General features: G+C 65.8%; 15 protein-coding genes. 7 read left to right on the plus strand and 8 right to left on the minus strand.

What is annotated here, in order from left to right; translation table 11 throughout:
• Nucleotides 1–209 precede the first annotated feature (209 nt).
• From OXR00_RS07200 to OXR00_RS07210, 3 genes are all read left to right on the plus strand, one after another.
• The gene (locus OXR00_RS07200) at nt 210–2,657 is read left to right on the plus strand and encodes a TonB-dependent receptor (RefSeq protein WP_267387456.1); all 2,448 of its coding nucleotides are present in this window, start codon (nt 210–212) and stop codon (nt 2,655–2,657) included.
• Between the two features lie 202 nt (nt 2,658–2,859).
• Entirely contained in the window at nt 2,860–3,177 is a 318-nt protein-coding gene (locus OXR00_RS07205) for a 2Fe-2S iron-sulfur cluster-binding protein (protein WP_267387457.1), read from the plus strand.
• A gap of 82 nt (nt 3,178–3,259) precedes the next feature.
• Entirely contained in the window at nt 3,260–3,412 is a 153-nt protein-coding gene (locus OXR00_RS07210; RefSeq protein ID WP_267387459.1) for a hypothetical protein, read from the plus strand.
• Nucleotides 3,413–3,458: 46 nt separating this feature from the next.
• Here OXR00_RS07210 and OXR00_RS07215 read toward each other — a convergent pair whose 3' ends face one another.
• The 5 genes from OXR00_RS07215 to OXR00_RS07235 all read right to left on the minus strand — a co-directional run bounded on the left by OXR00_RS07215 (nt 3,459) and on the right by OXR00_RS07235 (nt 8,341).
• Nucleotides 3,459–4,109 carry a MarC family protein gene (locus OXR00_RS07215; RefSeq protein WP_267387460.1) on the minus strand — a complete coding sequence of 217 codons (651 nt, stop codon included), beginning with the start codon at nt 4,107–4,109 and terminating at the stop codon, nt 3,459–3,461.
• Between the two features lie 188 nt (nt 4,110–4,297).
• Nucleotides 4,298–5,704 (minus strand): amino acid permease, encoded by a 1,407-nt coding sequence (locus OXR00_RS07220; RefSeq protein ID WP_267387461.1) that lies wholly within the window; start codon nt 5,702–5,704, stop codon nt 4,298–4,300.
• Nucleotides 5,705–5,725: 21 nt separating this feature from the next.
• Nucleotides 5,726–6,382, minus strand: coding sequence for a GntR family transcriptional regulator (locus OXR00_RS07225; protein WP_267387462.1), 657 nt, complete (start codon nt 6,380–6,382; stop codon nt 5,726–5,728).
• 31 nt (nt 6,383–6,413) lie between these two features.
• The gene (locus tag OXR00_RS07230) at nt 6,414–7,412 is read right to left on the minus strand and encodes a 4-hydroxyproline epimerase (protein ID WP_267387463.1); all 999 of its coding nucleotides are present in this window, start codon (nt 7,410–7,412) and stop codon (nt 6,414–6,416) included.
• A gap of 14 nt (nt 7,413–7,426) precedes the next feature.
• Nucleotides 7,427–8,341, minus strand: coding sequence for a dihydrodipicolinate synthase family protein (locus OXR00_RS07235; protein WP_267387465.1), 915 nt, complete (start codon nt 8,339–8,341; stop codon nt 7,427–7,429).
• Between the two features lie 80 nt (nt 8,342–8,421).
• On the opposite strand from OXR00_RS07235, the gene OXR00_RS07240 reads away from it, so the two are divergent.
• Together OXR00_RS07240 and OXR00_RS07245 are read left to right on the plus strand one after the other, a co-directional pair.
• Entirely contained in the window at nt 8,422–9,657 is a 1,236-nt protein-coding gene (locus tag OXR00_RS07240) for an FAD-binding oxidoreductase (protein WP_267387467.1), read from the plus strand.
• The gene (locus tag OXR00_RS07245; protein ID WP_267387468.1) at nt 9,654–10,832 is read left to right on the plus strand and encodes a Xaa-Pro peptidase family protein; all 1,179 of its coding nucleotides are present in this window, start codon (nt 9,654–9,656) and stop codon (nt 10,830–10,832) included. Before OXR00_RS07240 ends, OXR00_RS07245 begins: the two co-directional genes overlap by 4 nt.
• Nucleotides 10,833–10,844: 12 nt before the next feature.
• On the opposite strand, the gene OXR00_RS07250 is transcribed toward OXR00_RS07245, so the two are convergent.
• From OXR00_RS07250 to OXR00_RS07260, 3 genes are read right to left on the minus strand one after another with little or no spacing between them, the layout of a single operon-like run.
• Nucleotides 10,845–12,617, minus strand: a complete 1,773-nt coding sequence (locus OXR00_RS07250; RefSeq protein WP_267387469.1) for a DUF885 family protein — start codon at nt 12,615–12,617, stop codon at nt 10,845–10,847.
• Nucleotides 12,614–13,642, minus strand: a complete 1,029-nt coding sequence (locus tag OXR00_RS07255) for an Ldh family oxidoreductase (protein ID WP_267387470.1) — start codon at nt 13,640–13,642, stop codon at nt 12,614–12,616. Before OXR00_RS07255 ends, OXR00_RS07250 begins: the two co-directional genes overlap by 4 nt.
• Nucleotides 13,639–16,026, minus strand: coding sequence for a glycoside hydrolase family 127 protein (locus OXR00_RS07260; RefSeq protein WP_267387471.1), 2,388 nt, complete (start codon nt 16,024–16,026; stop codon nt 13,639–13,641). Before OXR00_RS07260 ends, OXR00_RS07255 begins: the two co-directional genes overlap by 4 nt.
• Nucleotides 16,027–16,185: 159 nt before the next feature.
• On the opposite strand from OXR00_RS07260, the gene OXR00_RS07265 reads away from it, so the two are divergent.
• Complete coding sequence (locus tag OXR00_RS07265; RefSeq protein ID WP_267387472.1) at nt 16,186–18,927, plus strand: DUF5695 domain-containing protein; 2,742 nt, start codon at nt 16,186–16,188, stop codon at nt 18,925–18,927.
• A 5-nt stretch (nt 18,928–18,932) separates the two neighbouring features.
• Complete coding sequence (locus OXR00_RS07270) at nt 18,933–20,306, plus strand: peptide MFS transporter (RefSeq protein ID WP_267387908.1); 1,374 nt, start codon at nt 18,933–18,935, stop codon at nt 20,304–20,306.
• Nucleotides 20,307–20,343 lie beyond the last annotated feature (37 nt).

Raw genomic sequence — 20,343 nt, forward strand, 5'->3', positions numbered from 1 at the left:
TCGTCGGCTACCGCATGCCATGTCATAACGGCATCCGCCGTTTGACGTAGGCGCTGCCGATCACCCGCCGCTTACGTCAAACGCCCCATGTCGGTTTGGCCATAATACCCACACTCTCAAGGAACGCGCATGGACCCGGACGAGGTGCCGGCGCGACGCAATAAGATCGCGCAGGAGCGACAGCGTTAGACAGTATCATGGGGGCTTAAATGGTAACACGATTCTCGCGCGCGGGTTTGTTGTGCGCGACCGCGCTGGTGAGCGTTGCGGGTACGCCCGCATGCGCGCAGGACATGCCGCAGACGCCGGCCGCATCCCCCGCCGCCGCTGCTGATGCGGGCGGCGTCAACGATATCGTCGTGACCGGCAGCCGGCGGCGGACGACACTTCAGGATGCGCCGATCAACATCAGCGCCGTCTCGGCCGAGCTGATCCAATCGCAGCGCCTCGACGATATCCGCTCGCTCGCCAACTTCACGCCGGGCGTGACCGTGGCGGACACCGGCCCGGCCTCGACCGGCGGCATCATCCTGCGCGGCATCGCATCGGGCGATACCAGCGTCGACGGCGCCAACAGCGGCAATTCGGTCGGCGTATATCTCGGCGAGGTTCCGCTCTATCTCGACTTCAAGCTGATCGACATCAGCCGGGTCGAGGTGTTGCAGGGGCCACAGGGCACGCTCTACGGCCTCGGCACGCTGGCGGGCGCGGTTCGCTACCTCCCCAACCGGCCGGACACGGAAAAGTTCTCGATCGATCTGCACGGCCGCGCCTATGCGGAGTCACATTCCGATGATTTCGGCGGGATCGGCGATGTCGCCATCAACGTGCCGATCATCAAGGATCACGTCGCGTTCCGCACCTCCACCGGCTATTACAACAACGCCGGCTTCATCGATTACAACCACATCCTCCAGCATCCGGGCGCGTCCGATCCACAGCCGGACCGTGCCACCGCTACATCGACCGGATCGTTCGGCACCAACGACGATTATTACGCCAATTTCACCCGCAAGAAGGATGTGAACTACGAACACACCTTCACGACGCGCAACCAGTTGCTGCTGGAATACAACCCCAACATCAAGGCCTACCTCACCTACGCGCACCAGACCACCAAGACGGGCGGACGTCAGGCGAATGGCGGCGGGGTGCTCGACACCGACAAATACGAAGGTCCGTGGCGGTACAGCGAGCCGTTCAACCGCAAGTCCGACCTGTTCTCGGCCGAACTGAACATTAATCTGTTCAACGTCGCCCAGCTCGTCAGCACGACCGCCTTCACGAAGCAGCATTTCACCAATACCGACGATAACACTGATCTGCTGCTCGACCTCGACTACGGGTACGAGGCGTTCCCGCAATTTTCCTCTTACGCGAACAACCAGCGTGAAACTAAGCAGTTCAACCAGGAAGTTCGGCTCGTCTCCTCGCACGGCGGGCCGATCAACTGGGTATTGGGCGGCTTCTACAATCGCCAGAAATACCATTCGTCGCGGCAGGAATACACGCCGGGCTTCGCGGAATATTCCGATCTGTCCCGAACGGACAACCTCGAATACGTCTCTGACCTGCGAACCAAGAACGTCGAAAAAGCCGTTTATGGCGAGGCCACACTCCACCTGACCAAGGCGTGGCAGGTAACCGGCGGCCTACGCTACTTCAAATATACCGCCGATGTCGTAGGCGGATCAGCATTGCCGTTGATCGGCGTGGGCGTCGCCGCCTATCCATCCACCACCATCCTGCCCACCCGCTTCCGACCAGGATCAACCGGCAAGGACGGATTGGTTTGGAAAGCGAACACGTCCTATAAGTTCAGCGACCAGTTGCTTGCCTATTTCACCTACTCGACCGGGTATCGGGTCGGCGGCGTCAACTCGGTGGTCGCCTGTACCGCTGAGGATCTGGCGCGGGCCGCGGCCGGCGGGCAGGTGCTCTGCGCGCTGCCCAACGAGCTGTTCTACGGGCCGGACAAGACCCGCAACATCGAAGTCGGCGTACGCGCCAGCCTGTTCGACAAGCGCCTTCAGGTGACGGTGGACGGCTTCCATGTGAATTGGAACGGCGTTCAGGTGCCGAGCCAGACCGTCAACGGCGCGATCGGCATCACCGTGAACGGGGCCGACGCGGTGTCGCAGGGTTTCGATTTCCAGGGAACGGCGCGGATCACCCCGAACCTCTCCGTGACTGGCACCTATTCGTATGTCGACGCGCATCTGACCAAGGACGTCACCGGCCTCGTCGTCAGCCAGGGGATTCGCTACGATGCGTCGTCGGGCGACCGCCTGCCGGGTTCCGCCAAGAACTCCGGCAGCGCGCAGGTGAACTACAGCTATCCGCTGGGCGACGGTCGCAAGATCGAGGCGAACTGGGCGACGATCTACCGCGGCAACATCTATTCGCGCGTCGGCCTGCGCGGCAACGGCGAGATCATCCCGTCGTACGTGACGCACAGCGCCTCGCTGAACTACGTCACCAAGCAATATGAGATCGGCCTGTTCGCGGACAACATCTTCGACAAATACGCTATCACCGCGATCAGCAACGACAAGTCGTCGCTGAACCAGGTGCGGACAGACGTGGTCGAACGCTATTACGCGCAAGGCGTGCTGACACCGCGCCGTGTCGGCGTCGATTTCCGGGTTCATTACTGAACTGGACGCCTGACGAAGTGCAGCGTCGGCGTGGCACGCCGGCGCTGCACTTCGCTTTGCGGCGTACCGCCTGCCGCAGGTCCGCCCCCAGTAAGGAGCGACGTTCGGCCTCCACGATCGATCGCAGTCTGACATTATGATCACGCGGACGCTCCGACGCCGAGCAGCGCGTAAACCCCACCACCAGACCTCAGGATACACTATGGCCAAGTTGATCGTCACCACTCGCGAAGGTGAAACCCGCGAACTCGCATCCGCATCCGGGCAGTCGGTTATGGAGATCATCCGCGACGCGGGAATCGACGAGTTGCTCGCGCTGTGCGGGGGCTGCCTGTCCTGCGCGACGTGCCACGTGCTGGTCGATCAAGCCGATTTCACCCGACTGTCGCCGATGACGAGCGACGAGAACGATCTGCTCGAAAGCACCGATCATCGTCAGCCGACCTCGCGCCTGTCGTGTCAGATCGCCTTCGACGACACGTTGGACGGGTTGCACGTCACGATTGCACCAGACGCGTAAGCATCGTGCCAGCGGCACACCACGAGATTGTTTGGCGCGATCTCCCGTCTCGCGCGTTTTGAGCGAGCAGAAGGAGAGCCATATGGCGGATCATAAGCCCAGCGAGCCGAAGCCGAGCGACTTCCGGGAGGCACCTCGACCAAGCGGTGCGGACGATCATGTCGACACCGGCACGGACCAGCAGCCCACGCAAGGCGGCAACGACGAGAAGGAGAGCGAGGCTCACCCAAGCTAGGCGGTGCCGCTGAGCGGTGCCGCCGAGCCGCTCCTGCGGCCAAGGGTCACTTCGTCCCGAGCAGCAACTGTCCCACCCCGACAATGCCGGTGATCATGATCTGCACGCCGATGCACAGGAGGAGGAACGCTACGAGGCGCGACAGGACGCGCGCGCCTGCCGGCCCGAGCCAGGCGGTCACGCTGTCCGACCAGCGATAGCAGACCCAGACCATCACCGCGATGCACGCGGCGGCAAGGCTCACCCCCACATAGAAACTGAGTAGACCGCCCTGCCCTCCAGGACGCTGCGAGGCGAGCGCGATGGCGACGGCGATGGTCCCCGGCCCTGTGGTCAAGGGCATCGTCAGCGGGAAGAACGCCACGTCTTCGGCCGATTGGGCGGGCTCGGCCGAACTCGCCTTGCGCTCCTCGTGAACCTCCGGCTGCATGAGCAGGCCCCATGCCCGTACCGCCACGACAAGACCGCCGCCGATCCTGAGCGCGCTCAGGCTCACGCCGAAAAAGTTCAGGACGATGCCGCCGAGCAGAAGCGAGGCGAGCAGCACGATGAGCGAGTAGCTCGCGATCCTGCGGGCGAGTTCGTGCCGCTCCGCGCGCGTGCGGTTGCTGATAACCTGATGGAAGATCAACGCCGCACCGACCGGATTGACGACGGAGAACAGCGTCGGAAACGCCAGCAGGAACGCGCCGATCACGCTTCCAAGTGGCAGCGGGTTGAAATCCAAGACCAATCCTTCCCGCTTACGCGCATCGCACCACGCGCCGATCGGTATCCGCCGCTGGGCCGACGCCAGGTCCGGCTTTAGCCGCTACAGGCGCGTGCGCAACCGGTGGATCGAACAGCCTGCATATGCCTGCGCCGCACTATCATGTTCCGCATCGTTCAGCCTTTCGCGCGGGCTTCGACCGCGGCCTCGCTGCGGCGGCGACCATAAATGAAGTAGATCGCCAGCCCGATCGCGTTCCACAGGATGAAGCGGACCAGCGTCATCGGCGGAAGGCTCGCCATCAGATACAGGCACCCTGCGACCGCCAGCCCGCCGACCAGATACGGCGCGGGGCTGCGGAACAGCCGGACCGCATCGGGCGCCTTGCGCCGCATCGCGATCAGGCAGGCGCCAACCGCAATGAAGGCGAGCAGCGTGCCGGCATTGGCGAGTTCGGCGATCTCATCGAGCCGGAAGATGCCCGCCACCACCGCGATCGAGATGCCGGTCAGCAGCGTGATGAGCGTCGGTGCGCCGGTCCGCTTCGACACCTTGGCAAGACCGCGCGGCAGCAGGCCGTCACGCGCCATGACGAAGAACACGCGGCTCTGCCCGTACATCATCACCAGGATGACTGACGGCAGCGCGAGGATCGCCGCCAACGCGATCAGGTGCCCAGCGACCGGCTGGCCGATCGTGCGCAACACCAGCGCGAGCGGCTCGGGTGAATTGGCGAGCGCGGTGAACGGCAGCGCGCCGATCGCCGAGAACGCAACCGCGATGTAGATCAGCGTGCACAGGATCATCGATCCGATGATGCCGATCGTGAGGTCACGTTTGGGGTTCTTGGTTTCCTCCGCCGACGTCGCCACCGCGTCAAAGCCGTAAAAGGCGAAGAACACGATCGCCGCTGCCGCCATCACGCCGTGCTTGCCCTCGCTGCCGAAACCGTAGGGCATGAACGGGTGCAGGTTCTTCGCATCGAAATGCGGGGCGGCGAAGGTCACGAAGATCGCCAGCGCGACCAGCTTTATGACCACCAGCACGATGTTGAGGGTCGCACTCTCGCGCGTGCCGGCGATCAGCATACCCATCACCGCCAGCGCGACCGCCACCGCCGGCAGGTTGACGATGCCGCCACCGTGCGGGCCGACCAGCAGCGCGTGCGGCAGGTTTACGCCCGCCGATTCGATCCAGCCGACCAGATAGCCCGACCAGCCGACCGCCACCGTCGAACACGCCAGCGAATATTCGAGGATCAGGCTCCAGCCAACCACCCAGGCGATGCCCTCGCCCAGTGCCACATAGCTGAACGTATAGGCGCTGCCCGCCGCCGGGATCATCGTCGCCATCTCCGCATAAGCGAGCGCCGCGCACCCGCACACCAGCCCGCAGATCAGGAAGGCGAGGATCACCGCCGGTCCGGCCCGCTCCGCACCGACGCCGACCAGCGTATAGATGCCGGTGCCGACGATCGCGCCGACGCCGAGCGCGATCAGGTGCGGCCAGCTCAGCGTCTTGGCGAGGCTCTGCCCGGCGGCATGCCGGGCGACGCCTTCAAGCGATTTGGTCGGTCCGAACATGTTTTCCCCCGGATGTGCGCGTCAGCTGGTGGCGTCGGCTGCGAATTGTGTTTTCAGATCGTCGAGCGTCGCCTGAATATGCGCGCCGAGCAAGCTGGTGATACGCTCGTGGTCGCGCGACAACCACGCGTCGAGCATCTCGCGATGTTCCAGGTGCGCGCGCGCGTCACGTCCCGCGGGTTCGAGATGTGCGACGACATAGCGTTCGGCCAGGATCGCCAGCCGCTCGACCAATTGGGTGGTGAGCAGGCGTTGCCCGGGCCGCACCATCGCGGTGTGGAAGTCGCGGTTGCACATCGCCACCTCCGCCACGTTACTGGCGGCGGCCCGGTCGAGCCGCTCGAACGCCGCGATCGTCGCCTCGCGATCGGCCTCGGTCGCGTGGATGGCGGCGCGGGCGGCGGCGGCCGGCTCGATCGACAGGCGCAGCTCGTAGATCTCCTCCGCCTGCCGGCCCGACATCGGTTGCACGAAATAGCCGCGATTGGCCTGGCTGGTGAGCAATCCTTCCTGCTCCAGCCGCGCCAGCGCCTCGCGCAGCGGGATCTTGCTGACGCCGAGTTCGGCGGCGAGCGCATCCTGCCGGATCGGCAGTTCGTGCGGCAGCTTGCCCGTGACGATCTGTTCGCGAACCACCTCGAACACGCGTTCCGACAACGTACGAACGACTAAACTCATCGCGAGGCGGCTCCGATCGGGCAAGCGGGAATCACTTGACCTGGAAACCTTCCCAGAAGCGGTCGGCGCGATCAATCCAGATCGTGTTGAATCCCGTGCTGATGGCCGATCCTTCGATTGACGGGATGATTGCGGGCTGGTCGCCGAGCATCGTCGCTGCCTCGACGCGGCCGATAAAACGGCTGCCGATATAGCTTTCGTGGACGAAGCGGTCGCCGACCGCCAGGCGCCCGGTTGCGGCAAGATGCGCGAGCCGCGCCGAGGTGCCGGTCCCGCACGGCGAGCGGTCGATCGCGCGGTCGCCGTAGAATACCGCGTTACGGCCGTCGGCATCGTTGGCACGGGGCCGGTCCGCCCACAGGATGTGGCTGACGCCGCAGATCGTCGGGTCGGACGGATGCACGGGTTCATACTGCGCCTGTACCGCCTCGCGCACGCGCGCGCTGAGTTCCACCAGCCGCGCCGCGCCGAGATCGTCAAGGCCGGTGTAGCAACCCTGCGGTTCGACGATCGCGTAGAAATTTCCGCCGTAGGATACGTCGATCGACAGCGCGCCGATCCCGTCGACATCGACCTGAATGCCGCGTCGCGCTACATAGGCGGGGACGTTGACGATCCTGACGGAGGTGACCTTGTCGCCCTCCACCTCATAGGCGATGTCGATAACGCCCGCCGGCACCTCGATGCGCAGCTTGCCCGGCGTGGCGGGCTGGATCAGCCCGTGCTCCAGCCCGAACGTAACCATGCCGATCGTGCCGTGGCCGCACATCGGCAGGCAGCCCGAGGTTTCGATGAACAGAATGCCGATATCGGTGTCGGGCATGGTCGGCGGGTAGAGGAACCCGCCCGACATCATGTCATGTCCGCGCGGCTCGAAGCATAGCCCGGTGCGGATCCAGTCGAACCGCGCCAGGAAGTCCTGGCGCCGTTCCGACATGGATGCGCCCTTCAGCAACGGCGCGCCGCCCGCGACGAGGCGGACGGGATTACCGGCGGTATGCCCGTCGATGCAGAAGAAGGTGTTCCGCATAGCCGCCCCTCGCCTTATGCCGCCAGCGCGCGTTCGATGACCGGGCGCGTCGCCGCCGCCTTCTCGACCATCGCGATCACCTCGGCACGGCGCGCACCGATTAGCGGCAGGCGCGGCGGCAGCACGCGCTCGGAACCGCGTCCCATCACCTGCTCGGCCAGCTTGATCGACTGAACGAGGTCATGCTCCGCATCGAGATGCAGCAGCGGCATGAACCAGCGGTAGATTTCGAGCGCCTTGGCATGATCGCCGCGATCGAACGCAGCCACCAATTCGACCGATTCCTTGGGGAACGCGTTGGTCAGCCCAGAAACCCAGCCCTGCGCGCCGAGGTACAGCCCTTCGAGCGCAACGTCGTCCAGACCGGCGAACAGCACGTAGCGATCGCCGAATTCGTTGCGGAAATCGGTGAAGCGGCGCGTATCTGGCGCGGATTCCTTGACGCAGACGATGTTCTCGACCGCGACCAGCGCGCGCAGCACGTCGCTGTCGATGGTGGTGCGATAGGCGGGCGGGTTGTTGTAGAGCATGATCGGCAGGCTGGTGCTTTCCGCAATGCCCTTGAAATGCGCGATCAACTCATGGCTTTGCGGTACGTAGACCATCGGCGGCAGCACCATCAGACCATCGGCGCCGATGCTTTCGGCAGCCTGGGCATAGCGTACCGAGCGGCGTGTGTCGTACTCCGAAACCCCGGTCAGCACCGGCACGCGCCCCTTCACCGCCTCCACGATCGCGGCGAGGACGGTCTTCTTTTCCTCGAACTCGAGCGAGTTGTTCTCCCCGCAGGTACCGAGCGCAATAATTCCGGTGACACCGTCCACGATGAGATCGTCGACCACGCGTTGCGTCTCGTCGAGATCGATCGACAGATCTTCGCGAAGTTGCGTCGTCACTGCGGGGAACACGCCGCTCCAACCGATTGCCATACCGTAAAATCCGTCCTGTAGTTTCTTTCTGGATACGGTATACGATAGGTTATGTTGCGCGGCAACAGGAGATTAAGACGATGAAGATTGCGATTGTCGGCGCAGGTGTTGTGGGGCTTGCCTGCGCGATCGCGCTGGCCGAGGCGGGGCACGCCGTCGAGATCCTCGAACGATCGAGCGGCAACGATGCCGCATCGTGGGGCAACGCGGGGCATATCGCCACCGAACAGGTCGTGCCGCTCGCGTCGCCGGCAACGCTGCGAGGCGCGGTGCGGCGGCTGTATCCGCTGGGTGGTGCGCTGTCGCTGCCGCCGGCGATGATGGGCGCGTGGCTGCCGTTCGCGCTGCGCATGGCCGCCGCATCGACCCCGCGCGCCTTCGCAGGCGGCAAGCAGGCGCTGTCGGCACTGCTGGCGGACGCGCTGCCTGCGTGGCAGCGACTGGGTGGCCTGCTGGGCGATGGCGATCTGGTCCGCGACAGCGGCCATTTCGTCGCGTGGGAGACACCCGCCCGCGCCGCACATAGTCTTGCAGCGTGGCGCGCGACCGACACCGGCACCGCGCGTTTCGACTCCGCTTCCGCCGGGCAACTGGCGGCGATCAACAGCCTGACCGCGCGACCGGTCGCCGGGGCGATCCGCTTTTCGGGCAGCGCGCAGATCGCCGATCTCGGCCGGCTCGGAACCGCGATGCGGAACCGCTTCACGCAGGCGGGCGGCCGGATCACGCCATGCGATGCCGATCTCATCCACGCCGACGGACAGGCGCAAATCCCGGGCGTCACCGCCGATCTGATCGTGATCGCAGGCGGCGTGCGGTCGGGTGCGCTGGTCGCGCGGGTCGGCCACCGCGCGCCGATCATCGCCGAACGCGGATACCACATCCGCGCCGCTGCCGATCGCTGGCCGCGTGATCTGCCGCCGATCGTGTTCGAGGATCGATCAATGATCGTCACCCGCTACGACGACACGGTACAGGCGGCGAGCTTCGTCGAGTTCGGCACGCCCGACGCCCCGGCGGATGCACGCAAATGGGCGCGGCTGGAACGCCATGTCGCCGAGCTTGGCCTGCCGATCGCCGGGCCGTTCACCCGCTGGATGGGCGCGCGGCCGACGCTGCCGGATTACCTGCCCGCGATCGGGCGGTCGCGCCGGGTGGACAATCTGATCTATGCGTTCGGGCATCAGCATCTCGGCCTCACGCTCGCCGCCATTACCGGCGAGATCGTGCGGCATCTCGCAGACGACATCACACTACCGTTTACGATCGACAGTTTCGATCTCGAACGGTTCGGCGGCAGAGGAGGAAAAGCATGATTGGCGGATCGACGGCGGAAGCCGAACTTGGGGCCCTCACGCGCTGGGCGAGCCCCGCGCCGGGGATCACGCAGGCCGAACGACTGACGCGGCTCGACCGGCTGCGCGCGCTCGGAGCCGAGCGCGGCGCCGACGCGGTTCTGGTCAACGCTGGGCCGAGCCTGCACTATTTCGCCGGGGTAAGCTGGCGCCCGACCGAGCGGCTGGTGGCGCTACTGGTGCCGGTAAACAGCAAACCGCGGATGATCTGCCCCGCGTTCGAGCGTGGATCGCTGGAGGCGGAACTCGCGGTGTCGGCCGACCTGCTGCTGTGGGAGGAGGATGCCGATCCCGTGCGGCTGGTCGCGGATGCTCTACCGAGCGGCGCCACGCTTGCGGTCGATCCGCTGCTGCCGTTTCAGTATGGCGAGACCTTGCGGGCGGCTGGACTGACGCTGATCGACGGCGCCTACGCGATCGACGGCTGTCGGATGGTGAAATCGCCCGCCGAACTCGCGCTGATGCGGCAGGCCAAGGCGATAACGCTGGAGGTGCACCGTCGCGCCGCCCGCATTCTTGCCCCCGGCATCGCGGCGAGCGCGGTGGTGCGCTTCATCGACGCCGCGCACCGTGCGCTGGGGGCAAGCGGTTCGAGCTTCTGCGCGGTCCAGTTCGGCCGCGCGACCGCGTTTCCGCACGGCCTGCCCGGCGATCAACTGCTGGAGGAGGACACGCTGGTGCTGATCGACACCGGCTGCACGGTGCACGGCTACCACAGCGACATCACCCGCACCTACGCGTTCGGCACGGTCAGCGACGAAGTGCGCTCATTATGGGCGCTGGAGAAGGCAGCACAGGCCGCCGCGTTTGACGCGGTCGCGCCAGGCGTTCCCTGCGAGGCAGTCGACGCGGCGGCGCGGCGGGTGCTGGAAGGTGCCGGCCTCGGCCCCGATTACCGCCTGCCCGGCCTGCCGCACCGCACCGGCCACGGCATCGGCATGGCGATCCACGAACCCGCCTATCTGGTGCGCGGCGATCGTACCCCGCTCGCACCCGGCATGTGTTTCTCCAACGAACCGATGATCGTCGTGCCGGATCGCTTCGGCATCCGGCTGGAGGACCACTTCCACGTCACCGAAACCGGCGCGGCGTGGTTTACCGAACCGCAGGTGTCGATCGAGCGACCGTTTCCGTGACCGGCTACGGCCTTACTCCTCGTCGGGATAAGGCCCCTTGCCGCCGTCCCTGATGAATTGATCGGTGCGCGCCTCTATCAGCGGGAGCGGCACCGATCCCAGTTGCAATACCGCATCGTGCCACGCGCGGATGTTGAACTTGGTACCAAGCGCCTGCTCGGCATGCGCACGGGCTTGTTCGAACGCCAGTTCGCCCATGTAATAGCTCAGCGCCTGCCCCGGCCAGGCAATATAGCGATCGACCTCCGTCTCGATCTCGTGATCCGACAAGGCGGTATTGTCGTGGAGGAACGCCTGCGCCTGTGCGCGGCTCCAGCCCTGCGCATGGATGCCGGTATCGACCACCAGCCGCGCCGCGCGCCACATCTGGTAGCTGAGCATGCCGAAGCGATCATAGGGATCGTCGTACATCCCCATGTCGAGCCCAAGCTTCTCGCAATACAGCGCCCAGCCCTCGCCGTATGCCGACAGATAGGCATCGCGGCGGAACTGCGGCAGCCCCTTGTTCTCGGCGGCAAGCGGCATCTGGAAGGCATGACCGGGCGCGGATTCGTGCAGCGTCAGCGCGACCATCTGGTAATAGGGCCGCGACGGCAGGTTCCAGGTGTTGACCAGGTAGATGCCCGGCCCACCGCGCCCGCCGGTATAGAACGGCGCGAGATCGGCCGGCACCGGCTTGATCGCGAAGCGGCTGCGCGGCAGATGGCCGATCCAGTCGCTCGCCTTGCCGTCGAACGTCTTGGCGATCCACGCCGCGCGGTTGAGCAGATCCTGCGGCGTCTTGGGATAAAAGCGCGGGTCGGTGCGCAGGAAGTGCAGGAACGCGGGCAGATCGCCGTCGAACTTCACCTGACGGATCACGTCGAGCATTTCGCCATGGATCTTGGCGACCTCGGCCACGCCGATCGCGTGAATTTCCGCGGGCGTCTTGTCGAGCGTGACGAACTCGCGGATCTTGGACTGATAATAGGCCTTGCCGTCGGGCAGATCATAGGCGGCGAGCGTCTTGCGCGCACCCGGGATATAGTCGGTACGCAGGAAGGCGAGCAGCCTGGCATGCGCGGGCACGACGTCGCGTGCGATCGCGGTGGCGGCCTCTGCCTTCAACGCGGCTTGCGTGGCGGGCGTCATGCCGGCGGGAAACTTCAGGAACGGCTCATAGAACGGGTTGTCGGTGACCGTCTTGGCCTCGGCGACTTGCGCCACACCGATATCGCGGCCCTGCAACGTCACCTGCGGCGGCGTGAACCCCCGCTTGAGGCCGGCGCGCATGTTGACGATCTGCGCGTCGAAATAGCGCGGGATGTCGCGGAGCAACGCGAGGTAATTGCGATAATCGGCTTCCTTGCGGAACGATCCGCGCGACGCTTCGGCGACATCGCCCCAGAAGCTGGTGTCGGCGTTCAGCGGCTTCTCGTAATCGCGATACTGCTGTTCGGCCAGCAATGCGTCGATCTGGCCCTTGTAGACGGCATAGTCGATCTTGCCCGCGGCCGACAGGTTCGCCACCGGGATCGCTGCCAGCTGCCGTTCGGTATCGCTCCAGCGCGCGAGCTTCGCCGCCTGCGCCGGCGCGCTGACGTCGGGCAGGTGTTCGGTGGCATTGGGGCCGCTGTTCTCATCCGGGCCTTGCAGCGCCTGCCGCCACGTATATTCGGCGGTGTAGATCGCCCTCAGCCGATCGTCGGCGGAGTTTGCGTGAGCGACCGGCGCGGCGGCGTGTGCCGCGATCGGCGTGCCGCTCAACGCCAGCGCCACCGCCAGCCAGTTCGTCCGTGCGTTCATGCCTGCTCCACCAATGCTGCGATATCCGAGAGAAGGCGCGCCGGCACCCGGACGCCGTGCGCGAGACTCTCCGCGCGCGCTGCGTAACGGCGCTGCGACGGCAGCCGTGCGCCCTGCCCCTGGATGGCGGCGAACAGCCGTTCCGCACGCACGAGATGCGCGTCGACCGCGTCGCCGACGAAACCGGCGGGATCAATCGCAAGGATCAGTTCACCGCCCAATGGCGATCCGCCCGCGCCGCCATCCGCCGCAATCGATTCCCGGCTGGTGAGATCGCCGATCAGCGGGCCGGCGATCAGTTCGACCATCGCCGCCAATGCCGATCCCTTGTGGCCGCCAAAGGTGCGCATCGCGCCGTTCAGCGCGGCGAGCGCGTCGGTGGTGGGTGCGCCATCCGCGTCATAGCCCCAGTCGTCCGGGATCGGCCTGCCGGCGCGGCGGTGCAGTTCGATCTCGCCGCGCGCCACCGCGCTGGTGGCGAAATCGAACACGAACGGCGGGGTGTCCGGACGCGGCCAGCCGAACGCGATCGGGTTGGTGCCGAACACCGGCTTGGTACCGCCGGCCGGCGCGACCCAGGCGTGGCTGGGCGTGAACGCCAGCGCCACCAGCCCCTGATCCGCCAGCCATTCCACCTCCGGCCACAGCGCGGCGAAATGCACGACATTGTTCAGTGCAAGCGCGGCGATGCCATAGGCCCGCGCCTTCTCCACCAGCATGCCCCGACCGGTTTCGAAAGCAAGTTGCGCGAAGCCGCCGCCGCCATCGACCCGCACCAGCGCGCGTGCCGGCTCGCTCAGTGTCGGGACAGCATCGGTCCGCACCGTGCCCGCGCGGATGCTGTTGGTGGCGACGAGCAGCCGGTACAATCCGTGCGAGGTGCAGCCGTCACGCTCACCCGCCACCATCGTCTCGGCGACCGCATCCGCGTGCGGCGCGGACAGGCCAGCGCGCAGCAGCGTGGTGCGTGCCAGCATGCGAACCGCGTCCAGCGACATCGCGACGTCGGCAGCGTCTGCCGTCATGCGGCGGGCTTCGGCTTGGCGCTGAACAACACCACGCCGAACACCGGCCCGGCGGTATGCTTGGCATGTGGCACGAACCGCACCTTCAACTGCGCCTTGCCTTGGGTCAGCCCGATCGGCAGCGGATATTCGACATCCATGAACTTGCCCGGTTGGTCACCGCCGAGGTGTTGCGTGGCGATCTTCACGTTATCGACCATGATGTCGAAATCCGTGCCACGCTCGTCACCCCAATAGGTTGCCTGCAGGATCAACGGTCCGGGCTTCGCCTTCACCGTGAACTCGAAAAACCCGCCCGAGCGTGCATCGCGTCCGTTGCGATTGCGGTAGCTGACCGGATACGACAGTTCCGAGATCAGGCCGTGGTCATGTTCGGGCTGCATCTCGCCAAGATGGACGACATCGACCGAGCGCGCCGCGATATCCTTCAACCGCGCCTGTTCGGCGACGAAGGCGGCCTCCTCGGTCTTCCATTCGTCTTCGGAGAAGCGCTTGAAATACACCGCGCTACGCCGCTCGTACTGGCGGTAGAACGGCACAAAGGTAAGGTCGCCCGGGCGCGCGATACCACTGGTGGCGTATGTCGCGGTTTGCGCGCCGGGCCGAAAGCCGCTCAGGAGATCGCCGCCGACCAGTGCGGGATCGGCGCGCGACCAGTCGCCTTCGGTGGTGCCGAGATCGGCCGCCATCACCATCGGCCCGCGCAGGAACGCGATGGTTTTGTCATCGCCCGGCGTCGGCTCGATCCGCAGGTCGAGCGGCAGCGTGATGGTGAGCGTGTCGCCCGCCTGCCAGCGCCGCTCGACCACGGCATAGCCGCGCGCGAAAGCGGGCGTCACGGGTGCGCCGTTGACGGTGACGATCACCTTTCCAGCTGCCCAGGCGGGCACGCGCAGTGCGATCGGGAACCGGCCCGGTCTGGCGAGTTTGGTGAGCGTCAGCGTCGAGGTGCCTTCGAAGGGATATTTGGTGTCCAGCACCAGCGATGCGCCACGCGCGGCCCAGGTCGCCTCCGCAGGGATGTAGAGGTTGACGAGCAACGCCTTGTCCCGCGCCGCATCGCCTTCCCAGAAGATCGACTCGCCATGTTTGGCGTGGCTCTCCATGCCGGTGCCAACGCAGCACCAGAATGCATCGTCGGCCGATGTCGAATAGGCTCGTACCGCGCCGGTCAGCAGCGGAGTCATGTAGGTAAAGCCGGCGGTCTTCGGGTTCTGCGCCGCCATCACGTGGTTGAGATGCGCGCGTTCGTAATAGTCGAACAGCGCGCCGTCGGGTGACCACGAATACAGCTGCCGGGTCAGCTTGAGCATGTTGTAGGTGTTGCAATGCTCGCACGTCTGTTCGGTGATGTGCGTGGCGATCGTGTCGGGCGCGGAGAAATATTCGCGATCCGCATTGCCGCCAATCACATAGCTGTGATGCTGCGTCACCACCTGCCAGAAGTAGCTGGCGGCAGTCGCCTTGGCCGGCTCGCCGGTCAGTTCGTGGATGCGCGCCAGCCCGATCAGCTTTGGCACCTGTGTGTTGGCATGGAAATTGGCGAGCCTGTCCTCGCGATGTTCGAGCGGGTCGAGCATCTTGCGGTCGTACAGCCGCTCGGCAACGGCGAGGTAGCGCTTGTCGCCGGTGCGGGCGGACAGTTCGGCGTAACTCTCGTTCAGCCCGCCATATTCGGTGCCGAGCATCTCCTGCATCTGCGCGTCGTCCAGCGCGGCGAACACCGGCTCGAAATATCCGGCGAACGCGACAGCCACCGCCAACGCCTTCGGATTGCGCCAGCTTTCGTGGATGTCGAGCAGCCCGGCGAACAGCTTGTGGACGGTATAGAAAGGCGACCATGCGCCATTGAGATCGAACCCGCCGGAGCGGATGTCGCCCTTCATGATCTCGGGGAAGATCTCGATCGCGTCGACGACCTTGCCATCTTTGCGCTTGCGCTGCATCGCGCCGATATAGCCGTTGCCGCGCGCGACCTGCGCCGCTGCCAGTTCATCGACGATGTAATCGGCGCGGATGCGGAGGGCGGCGTCGCCGGTCTGTTCGTGCATGCGCACCAGCGCCGTCATGTAATGACCGAGCGTATGGCCGGCGATGGTATCGCTTTCCCAGCCGCCGTAGATCTCGCCCTTGGGCGGCAGGCCGGCATACAGGCGGAAGTTGTGGAGCAACCGGTCCGCGCTCAGACGCAGCAGATAGCTGCGATTGACCTCGACCGCGGTGGCGAAATCGGAAGGGTGCAAACGCACGGCGGAGAGCGGCAACGGCGTGGCTGTACGTGGCAACGCAGCAGCTAACACGGTGGCCGCCCCCGCTCCTGAAGCCCGCCCGAGCAACGCGAGTGTTGCGGCGCCCATCATCATCTCGCGTCTTGTGGTGCGCATCGCCCTCACCTTCCGAATATGGTATACGATTATCGGTCGCCGCGAAGAAGGTCAACCGCTGACCGCCCTGCGCACTGCTTTAAATATACCGTATAATATTGTTGACCAGCAAACCGCATCCTGCTTGTTGTAAGCGATGTCATCTTCTCCGCACATCGTATGACACCGTTGGTGCAGCGCACCCGCCTCCTGGTCATAGCTTCGGCACTTGCCATTACGCCGGCGGTGCTTGCGCAGGAGCCGCCCAAGCCGAAGCCGGTGTTCATGCCGATCGCGACGACACCGCTGCGGATCGGCAGCTTCGACCTCGCGCTACGCCGCGATACGCAGACGCTGGCGCGGCTCTCGCCAGCGGCGGTGCCGGAGTTCGACTTCGTGCCCGGCAATCGCGAGGCCGAACGGCAGGGCGATGGCTACAATCACATCGGCGATATCGATATCCGGCTGCGCACCACCGGCGGCGCGTGGCGCGATTTTGCCTCGGCGCACGCACGCAAGCCGATCCGCTCGCTCGCCGCCACCGGCAGAACGCTTGCCGCGGCCGACATCACCGCGTCGATGGGCGCGGGGTTTCCGCTGCGGGTCGAGCGGCGCTGGATCGATGCGGGCGGGTCGCCGCTGTTGCGCTTCACGCTCGCCAACACCTCGACGCAACCGGTCGAGATCGGCGCACTCGGGCTGCCGATGGTGTTCGACAACATCATCGATGATCGCACGCTCGAACAGGCGCATGCGCAGGCGAGCTTTACCGACCCCTATATCGGCCGCGATGCCGGGTATCTCCAGGTCACGCGGCTGAGCGGCAAGGGGCCGGCGCTGCTGGTGCTGCCCGACGCGCACAGTCCGCTCGAAGCCTATGTGCCGCTGCCCGATGCACGCGCCGCGCCGAATGCGGTGTTCAGCGAACGCAGCAAGCGCAGCCAGACCTCCGAAGGGTTTTACGACTGGACGATCGCGTCGAAGGGCTATGCCGACAAGGAGTGGGCGAAGGCGGGCGCGCAGTGGAACGTGCCCACCAGCATCATCCTAGCGCCGGGCGAAAGCCGCAGCGTCGGTGTGCGGTTCGCGCTGGCGCCGCAGATCCGGGGAATCGAGGACACGCTCGCCGCGCAGCACCGCCCGGTCGTGGTCGGCATCCCCGGCTATGTCGTGCCGACCGACATGCCGGCATCGCTGTTCCTGAAATACCGCGCGAAGGTGGCAAAGATCGAGTCCTTCCCAGCAGGGGCACTGGTGGCGACGCGGGCCGCGCCGACCAAAGGCTGGGCGCGCTACACCGTGCGGGCGACCGGCTGGGGACCGGCGCGGCTGACCATCACCTATGCCGACGAAACGGTGCAGACGGTGAGCTACGACATCACCAAACCGCTGGATCAGGTGATGGCGGATCTCGGCCGCTTCACCACCACGCGGCAGTGGTATGACGACAAGGCCGATCCGTTCCACCGCAATCCGGCGATCCTTACCTACGACCGCGAGGCCGGCAGGATCGTCACGCAGGAACCGCGCGTGTGGATTTCCGGCATGAGCGACGAGGGTGGTGCGGGCGCTTGGGTCGCCGCGATGATGAAGCAGCTCGACAATCCCGATGCGGGCGAGGTCGCCAAGCAGGAAACGCTGGTCGACAAGACCGTGCTTGGCACGTTGCAGGTGGCGGACGGGCCGCATGCCGGTGCGGTGAAGAAGAGCATCTTCTATTATGCGCCCAAGGAGCATCCCGGTTATTACGACCCGGCGACCGACTGGAAGACATGGACGTCATGGTCGCATGCCCAAGCCGACGATATCGGCCGCGCCTACAACTACCCCCATGTCGCGATCGGGCATTGGGTGCTCTACCGCCTCGCCCGCAACCACCCCGGCCTCGTCACCGCGCATGACTGGCGGTGGTATCTCGACCATGCCTACACCACCGTCACCGCGATGATGCGCGATGCGCCGTATTACACGCAGTTCGGGCTGATGGAGGGCGACGTGTTCGTCGACATCCTGAAAGACCTGAAGCGCGAGGGGATGACCGCGCAGGCCGCCAACATGGAAACGCTGATGAAGCGCCGCGCCGACCATTGGAAGACGCTGCAATATCCGTTCGGCAGCGAGATGGCATGGGATTCGACCGGTCAGCCCGAGGTCTACGCGTGGATGCGCTATTTCGGCTATCAGCCGCAGGCCGATACCACGCGCGAGGCGATCCTCGGCTATGATCCGACGATCCCGAGCTGGGGTTATAACGGCAATGCGCGACGCTATTGGGATTTCCTGTACGGCGGCAAATATCCGCGCATCGAGCGGCAGATCCACCATTACGGATCGGCGCTCAACGCAGTGCCGCTGTTCGATGCCTATCGCGCCAATCCGGCCGACACGCACCTGCTGCGCGTGGCGTATGGCGGCATGATGGGCGGCATCACCAATATCGACCGTGACGGCTTCGGATCGGCGGCGTTCCATAGCTGGCCGGACCGGATGGCGTGGGACCCGTATACCGGCGATTATGGCATGGGCTTCTTCGGCCACGCCTATGCGGCGGCGACGTACCTCGTGAACGATGCGACGTTCGGCTGGGTGGCGTATGGCGGCAACCTCACGCAAGGCGGCGGCATGGTGACGGTGGTGCCGAAGGACGGCGCGCGCGCGCGGCTGTTCGTGGCGCCGGCGGGCGCGTGGATCACGCTTGAGGCGGGCAAGATTGCTTCGGCCAGCTATGCGCCGAAGACGGGCGCGATCACGCTGACGCTCGACCCCGCCACGCCCGCGACACCGGCGGCACGGCTGTTCGTCGAGGCGACCACCGGCGGACGCGCTTACGCCACCACCAGCGGCAGCGACGAACGCGGCGGACGCACTGTTCCGCTTGGGAGCACCGCCACCGTCGTCCACCTGATGCCATCGCGGTCGTGACCGTCATGCGGCAGCGCCATCCACGCGGCTTGGCCGTGCTGGCGATGACGGAGGCGTGGGAGCGCTTCTCCTTTTACGGCATGCAGGCGCTGCTGCTGCTCTACATGGTGACGACGCTACTGCCGACCGCACCCGAACGGCGGGTGTGGGGGTTCGCTGGCTTCCGCGCCGGGGTGGAGGCGGTGACCGGAGCGCTGTCCGATCAGGCGCTCGGCTCGCAGATCTTCGGGCTGTATGCCGGACTGGTCTATCTCACGCCGATCCTCGGCGGGCTGATCGGCGACCGGGTGATCGGCAGCCGGCCCACCGTTCTGCTCGGCGCGGGGCTGATGGCGGGCGGGCATTTCCTGCTCGCGTTCGATGCGACCTTCCTGATCGCGTTGGCGCTGCTAATCCTCGGCTCGGGGTGCCTGAAGGGCAATATCGCCACGCAGGTCGGGCGGCTGTACGACGATGGCGATCCGCGCAGCGACCGCGCGTATCTGCTGTTCAACCTCGGCATCAATATCGGCGCGTTCGCCGGGCCGCTGGTGTGCGGGACGATCGGTGATCTGCGGGGTGCGCACTGGGGCTTTGCCAGCGCGGGTGTCGGGATGCTGATCGGCATCGCCCTTTATGGCGCGGGCTGGCGCTACCTGCCCGCCGACCGGGCGCGGCGTGGCGGGGCTGTCATGGCCGGGCGGCAGGCCGGAGATGGCAGGCGGATCGCCGGGCTGATCGGGCTGGTCGCGCTGACCGCGTTCTTCAATATTCCGTTCGGTCAGGGCTATAATCTGTTCCCGCTGTGGGTGAGCGGCGCGGTCGACCGCCATATCGGCGGGTTCGAGATGCCGATCGCCTGGTATCTGGCGAGCGACGGGCTGGTAACGGTGCTGGCGACACCGCTGGTACTCGCGCTGTGGCAACGGCAGGCGGCGGCGGGCCGTGAACCGCGCGTCGCCGGCAAGATCGCGATCGGCTGCGCGATGCTGGCGGCGGCGGACCTGTTGCTCGCCGGGTTTTCCGCGGCGTTCCCGCAGCCGCATGCACTCGGCGTGATGTGGGGGTTCGGCTATTTCCTGCTGTCGTCCTCGGCCTATCTGTTCGTGATGCCGGTGCTGCTCGCGGCAGTAGCACGCGCCGCGCCGCCGCGATTGGCCGCGACGCTGATGGGCGTTGCCTATGCCGGCCTGTTCGTGGCCAACCTCACCGCTGGCTGGCTCGGCCGTTTCTACGCGCCGCTTGGCCCAGCCCGGTTCTGGCTGCTGCATGCCGCAATCGCGGGCTTCGGCGCAGGCGTCGCAGTGCTAGTCACGCGTAAACTGTCGCATTTGCTCGACCCCGAGCAGGCGCTGCCCACAGACATACCCAATCTGCGCCACCTTGCGAACGGCGCATAATGGATATCGTATATTTTATTTGACAGTGTGTCGTCTT

Source organism: Sphingomonas sp. GC_Shp_3 (genome assembly GCF_026540945.1).
GTDB lineage: Bacteria > Pseudomonadota > Alphaproteobacteria > Sphingomonadales > Sphingomonadaceae > Sphingomonas.

Excerpts from the sequence above, each read along its gene's own strand:
- OXR00_RS07200 (WP_267387456.1), top strand. The coding sequence starts at position 210 with ATGGTAACACGATTCTCGCGCGCGGGTTTGTTGTGCGCGACCGCGCTG.
- OXR00_RS07205 (WP_267387457.1), top strand. The coding sequence starts at position 2,860 with ATGGCCAAGTTGATCGTCACCACTCGCGAAGGTGAAACCCGCGAACTC.
- OXR00_RS07210 (WP_267387459.1), top strand. The coding sequence starts at position 3,260 with ATGGCGGATCATAAGCCCAGCGAGCCGAAGCCGAGCGACTTCCGGGAG.
- OXR00_RS07220 (WP_267387461.1), bottom strand. The coding sequence starts at position 5,704 with ATGTTCGGACCGACCAAATCGCTTGAAGGCGTCGCCCGGCATGCCGCC.
- OXR00_RS07225 (WP_267387462.1), bottom strand. The coding sequence starts at position 6,382 with ATGAGTTTAGTCGTTCGTACGTTGTCGGAACGCGTGTTCGAGGTGGTT.
- OXR00_RS07230 (WP_267387463.1), bottom strand. The coding sequence starts at position 7,412 with ATGCGGAACACCTTCTTCTGCATCGACGGGCATACCGCCGGTAATCCC.
- OXR00_RS07235 (WP_267387465.1), bottom strand. The coding sequence starts at position 8,341 with ATGGCAATCGGTTGGAGCGGCGTGTTCCCCGCAGTGACGACGCAACTT.
- OXR00_RS07240 (WP_267387467.1), top strand. The coding sequence starts at position 8,422 with ATGAAGATTGCGATTGTCGGCGCAGGTGTTGTGGGGCTTGCCTGCGCG.
- OXR00_RS07245 (WP_267387468.1), top strand. The coding sequence starts at position 9,654 with ATGATTGGCGGATCGACGGCGGAAGCCGAACTTGGGGCCCTCACGCGC.
- OXR00_RS07250 (WP_267387469.1), bottom strand. The coding sequence starts at position 12,617 with ATGAACGCACGGACGAACTGGCTGGCGGTGGCGCTGGCGTTGAGCGGC.
- OXR00_RS07255 (WP_267387470.1), bottom strand. The coding sequence starts at position 13,642 with ATGACGGCAGACGCTGCCGACGTCGCGATGTCGCTGGACGCGGTTCGC.
- OXR00_RS07260 (WP_267387471.1), bottom strand. The coding sequence starts at position 16,026 with ATGCGCACCACAAGACGCGAGATGATGATGGGCGCCGCAACACTCGCG.
- OXR00_RS07265 (WP_267387472.1), top strand. The coding sequence starts at position 16,186 with ATGACACCGTTGGTGCAGCGCACCCGCCTCCTGGTCATAGCTTCGGCA.
- OXR00_RS07270 (WP_267387908.1), top strand. The coding sequence starts at position 18,933 with ATGCGGCAGCGCCATCCACGCGGCTTGGCCGTGCTGGCGATGACGGAG.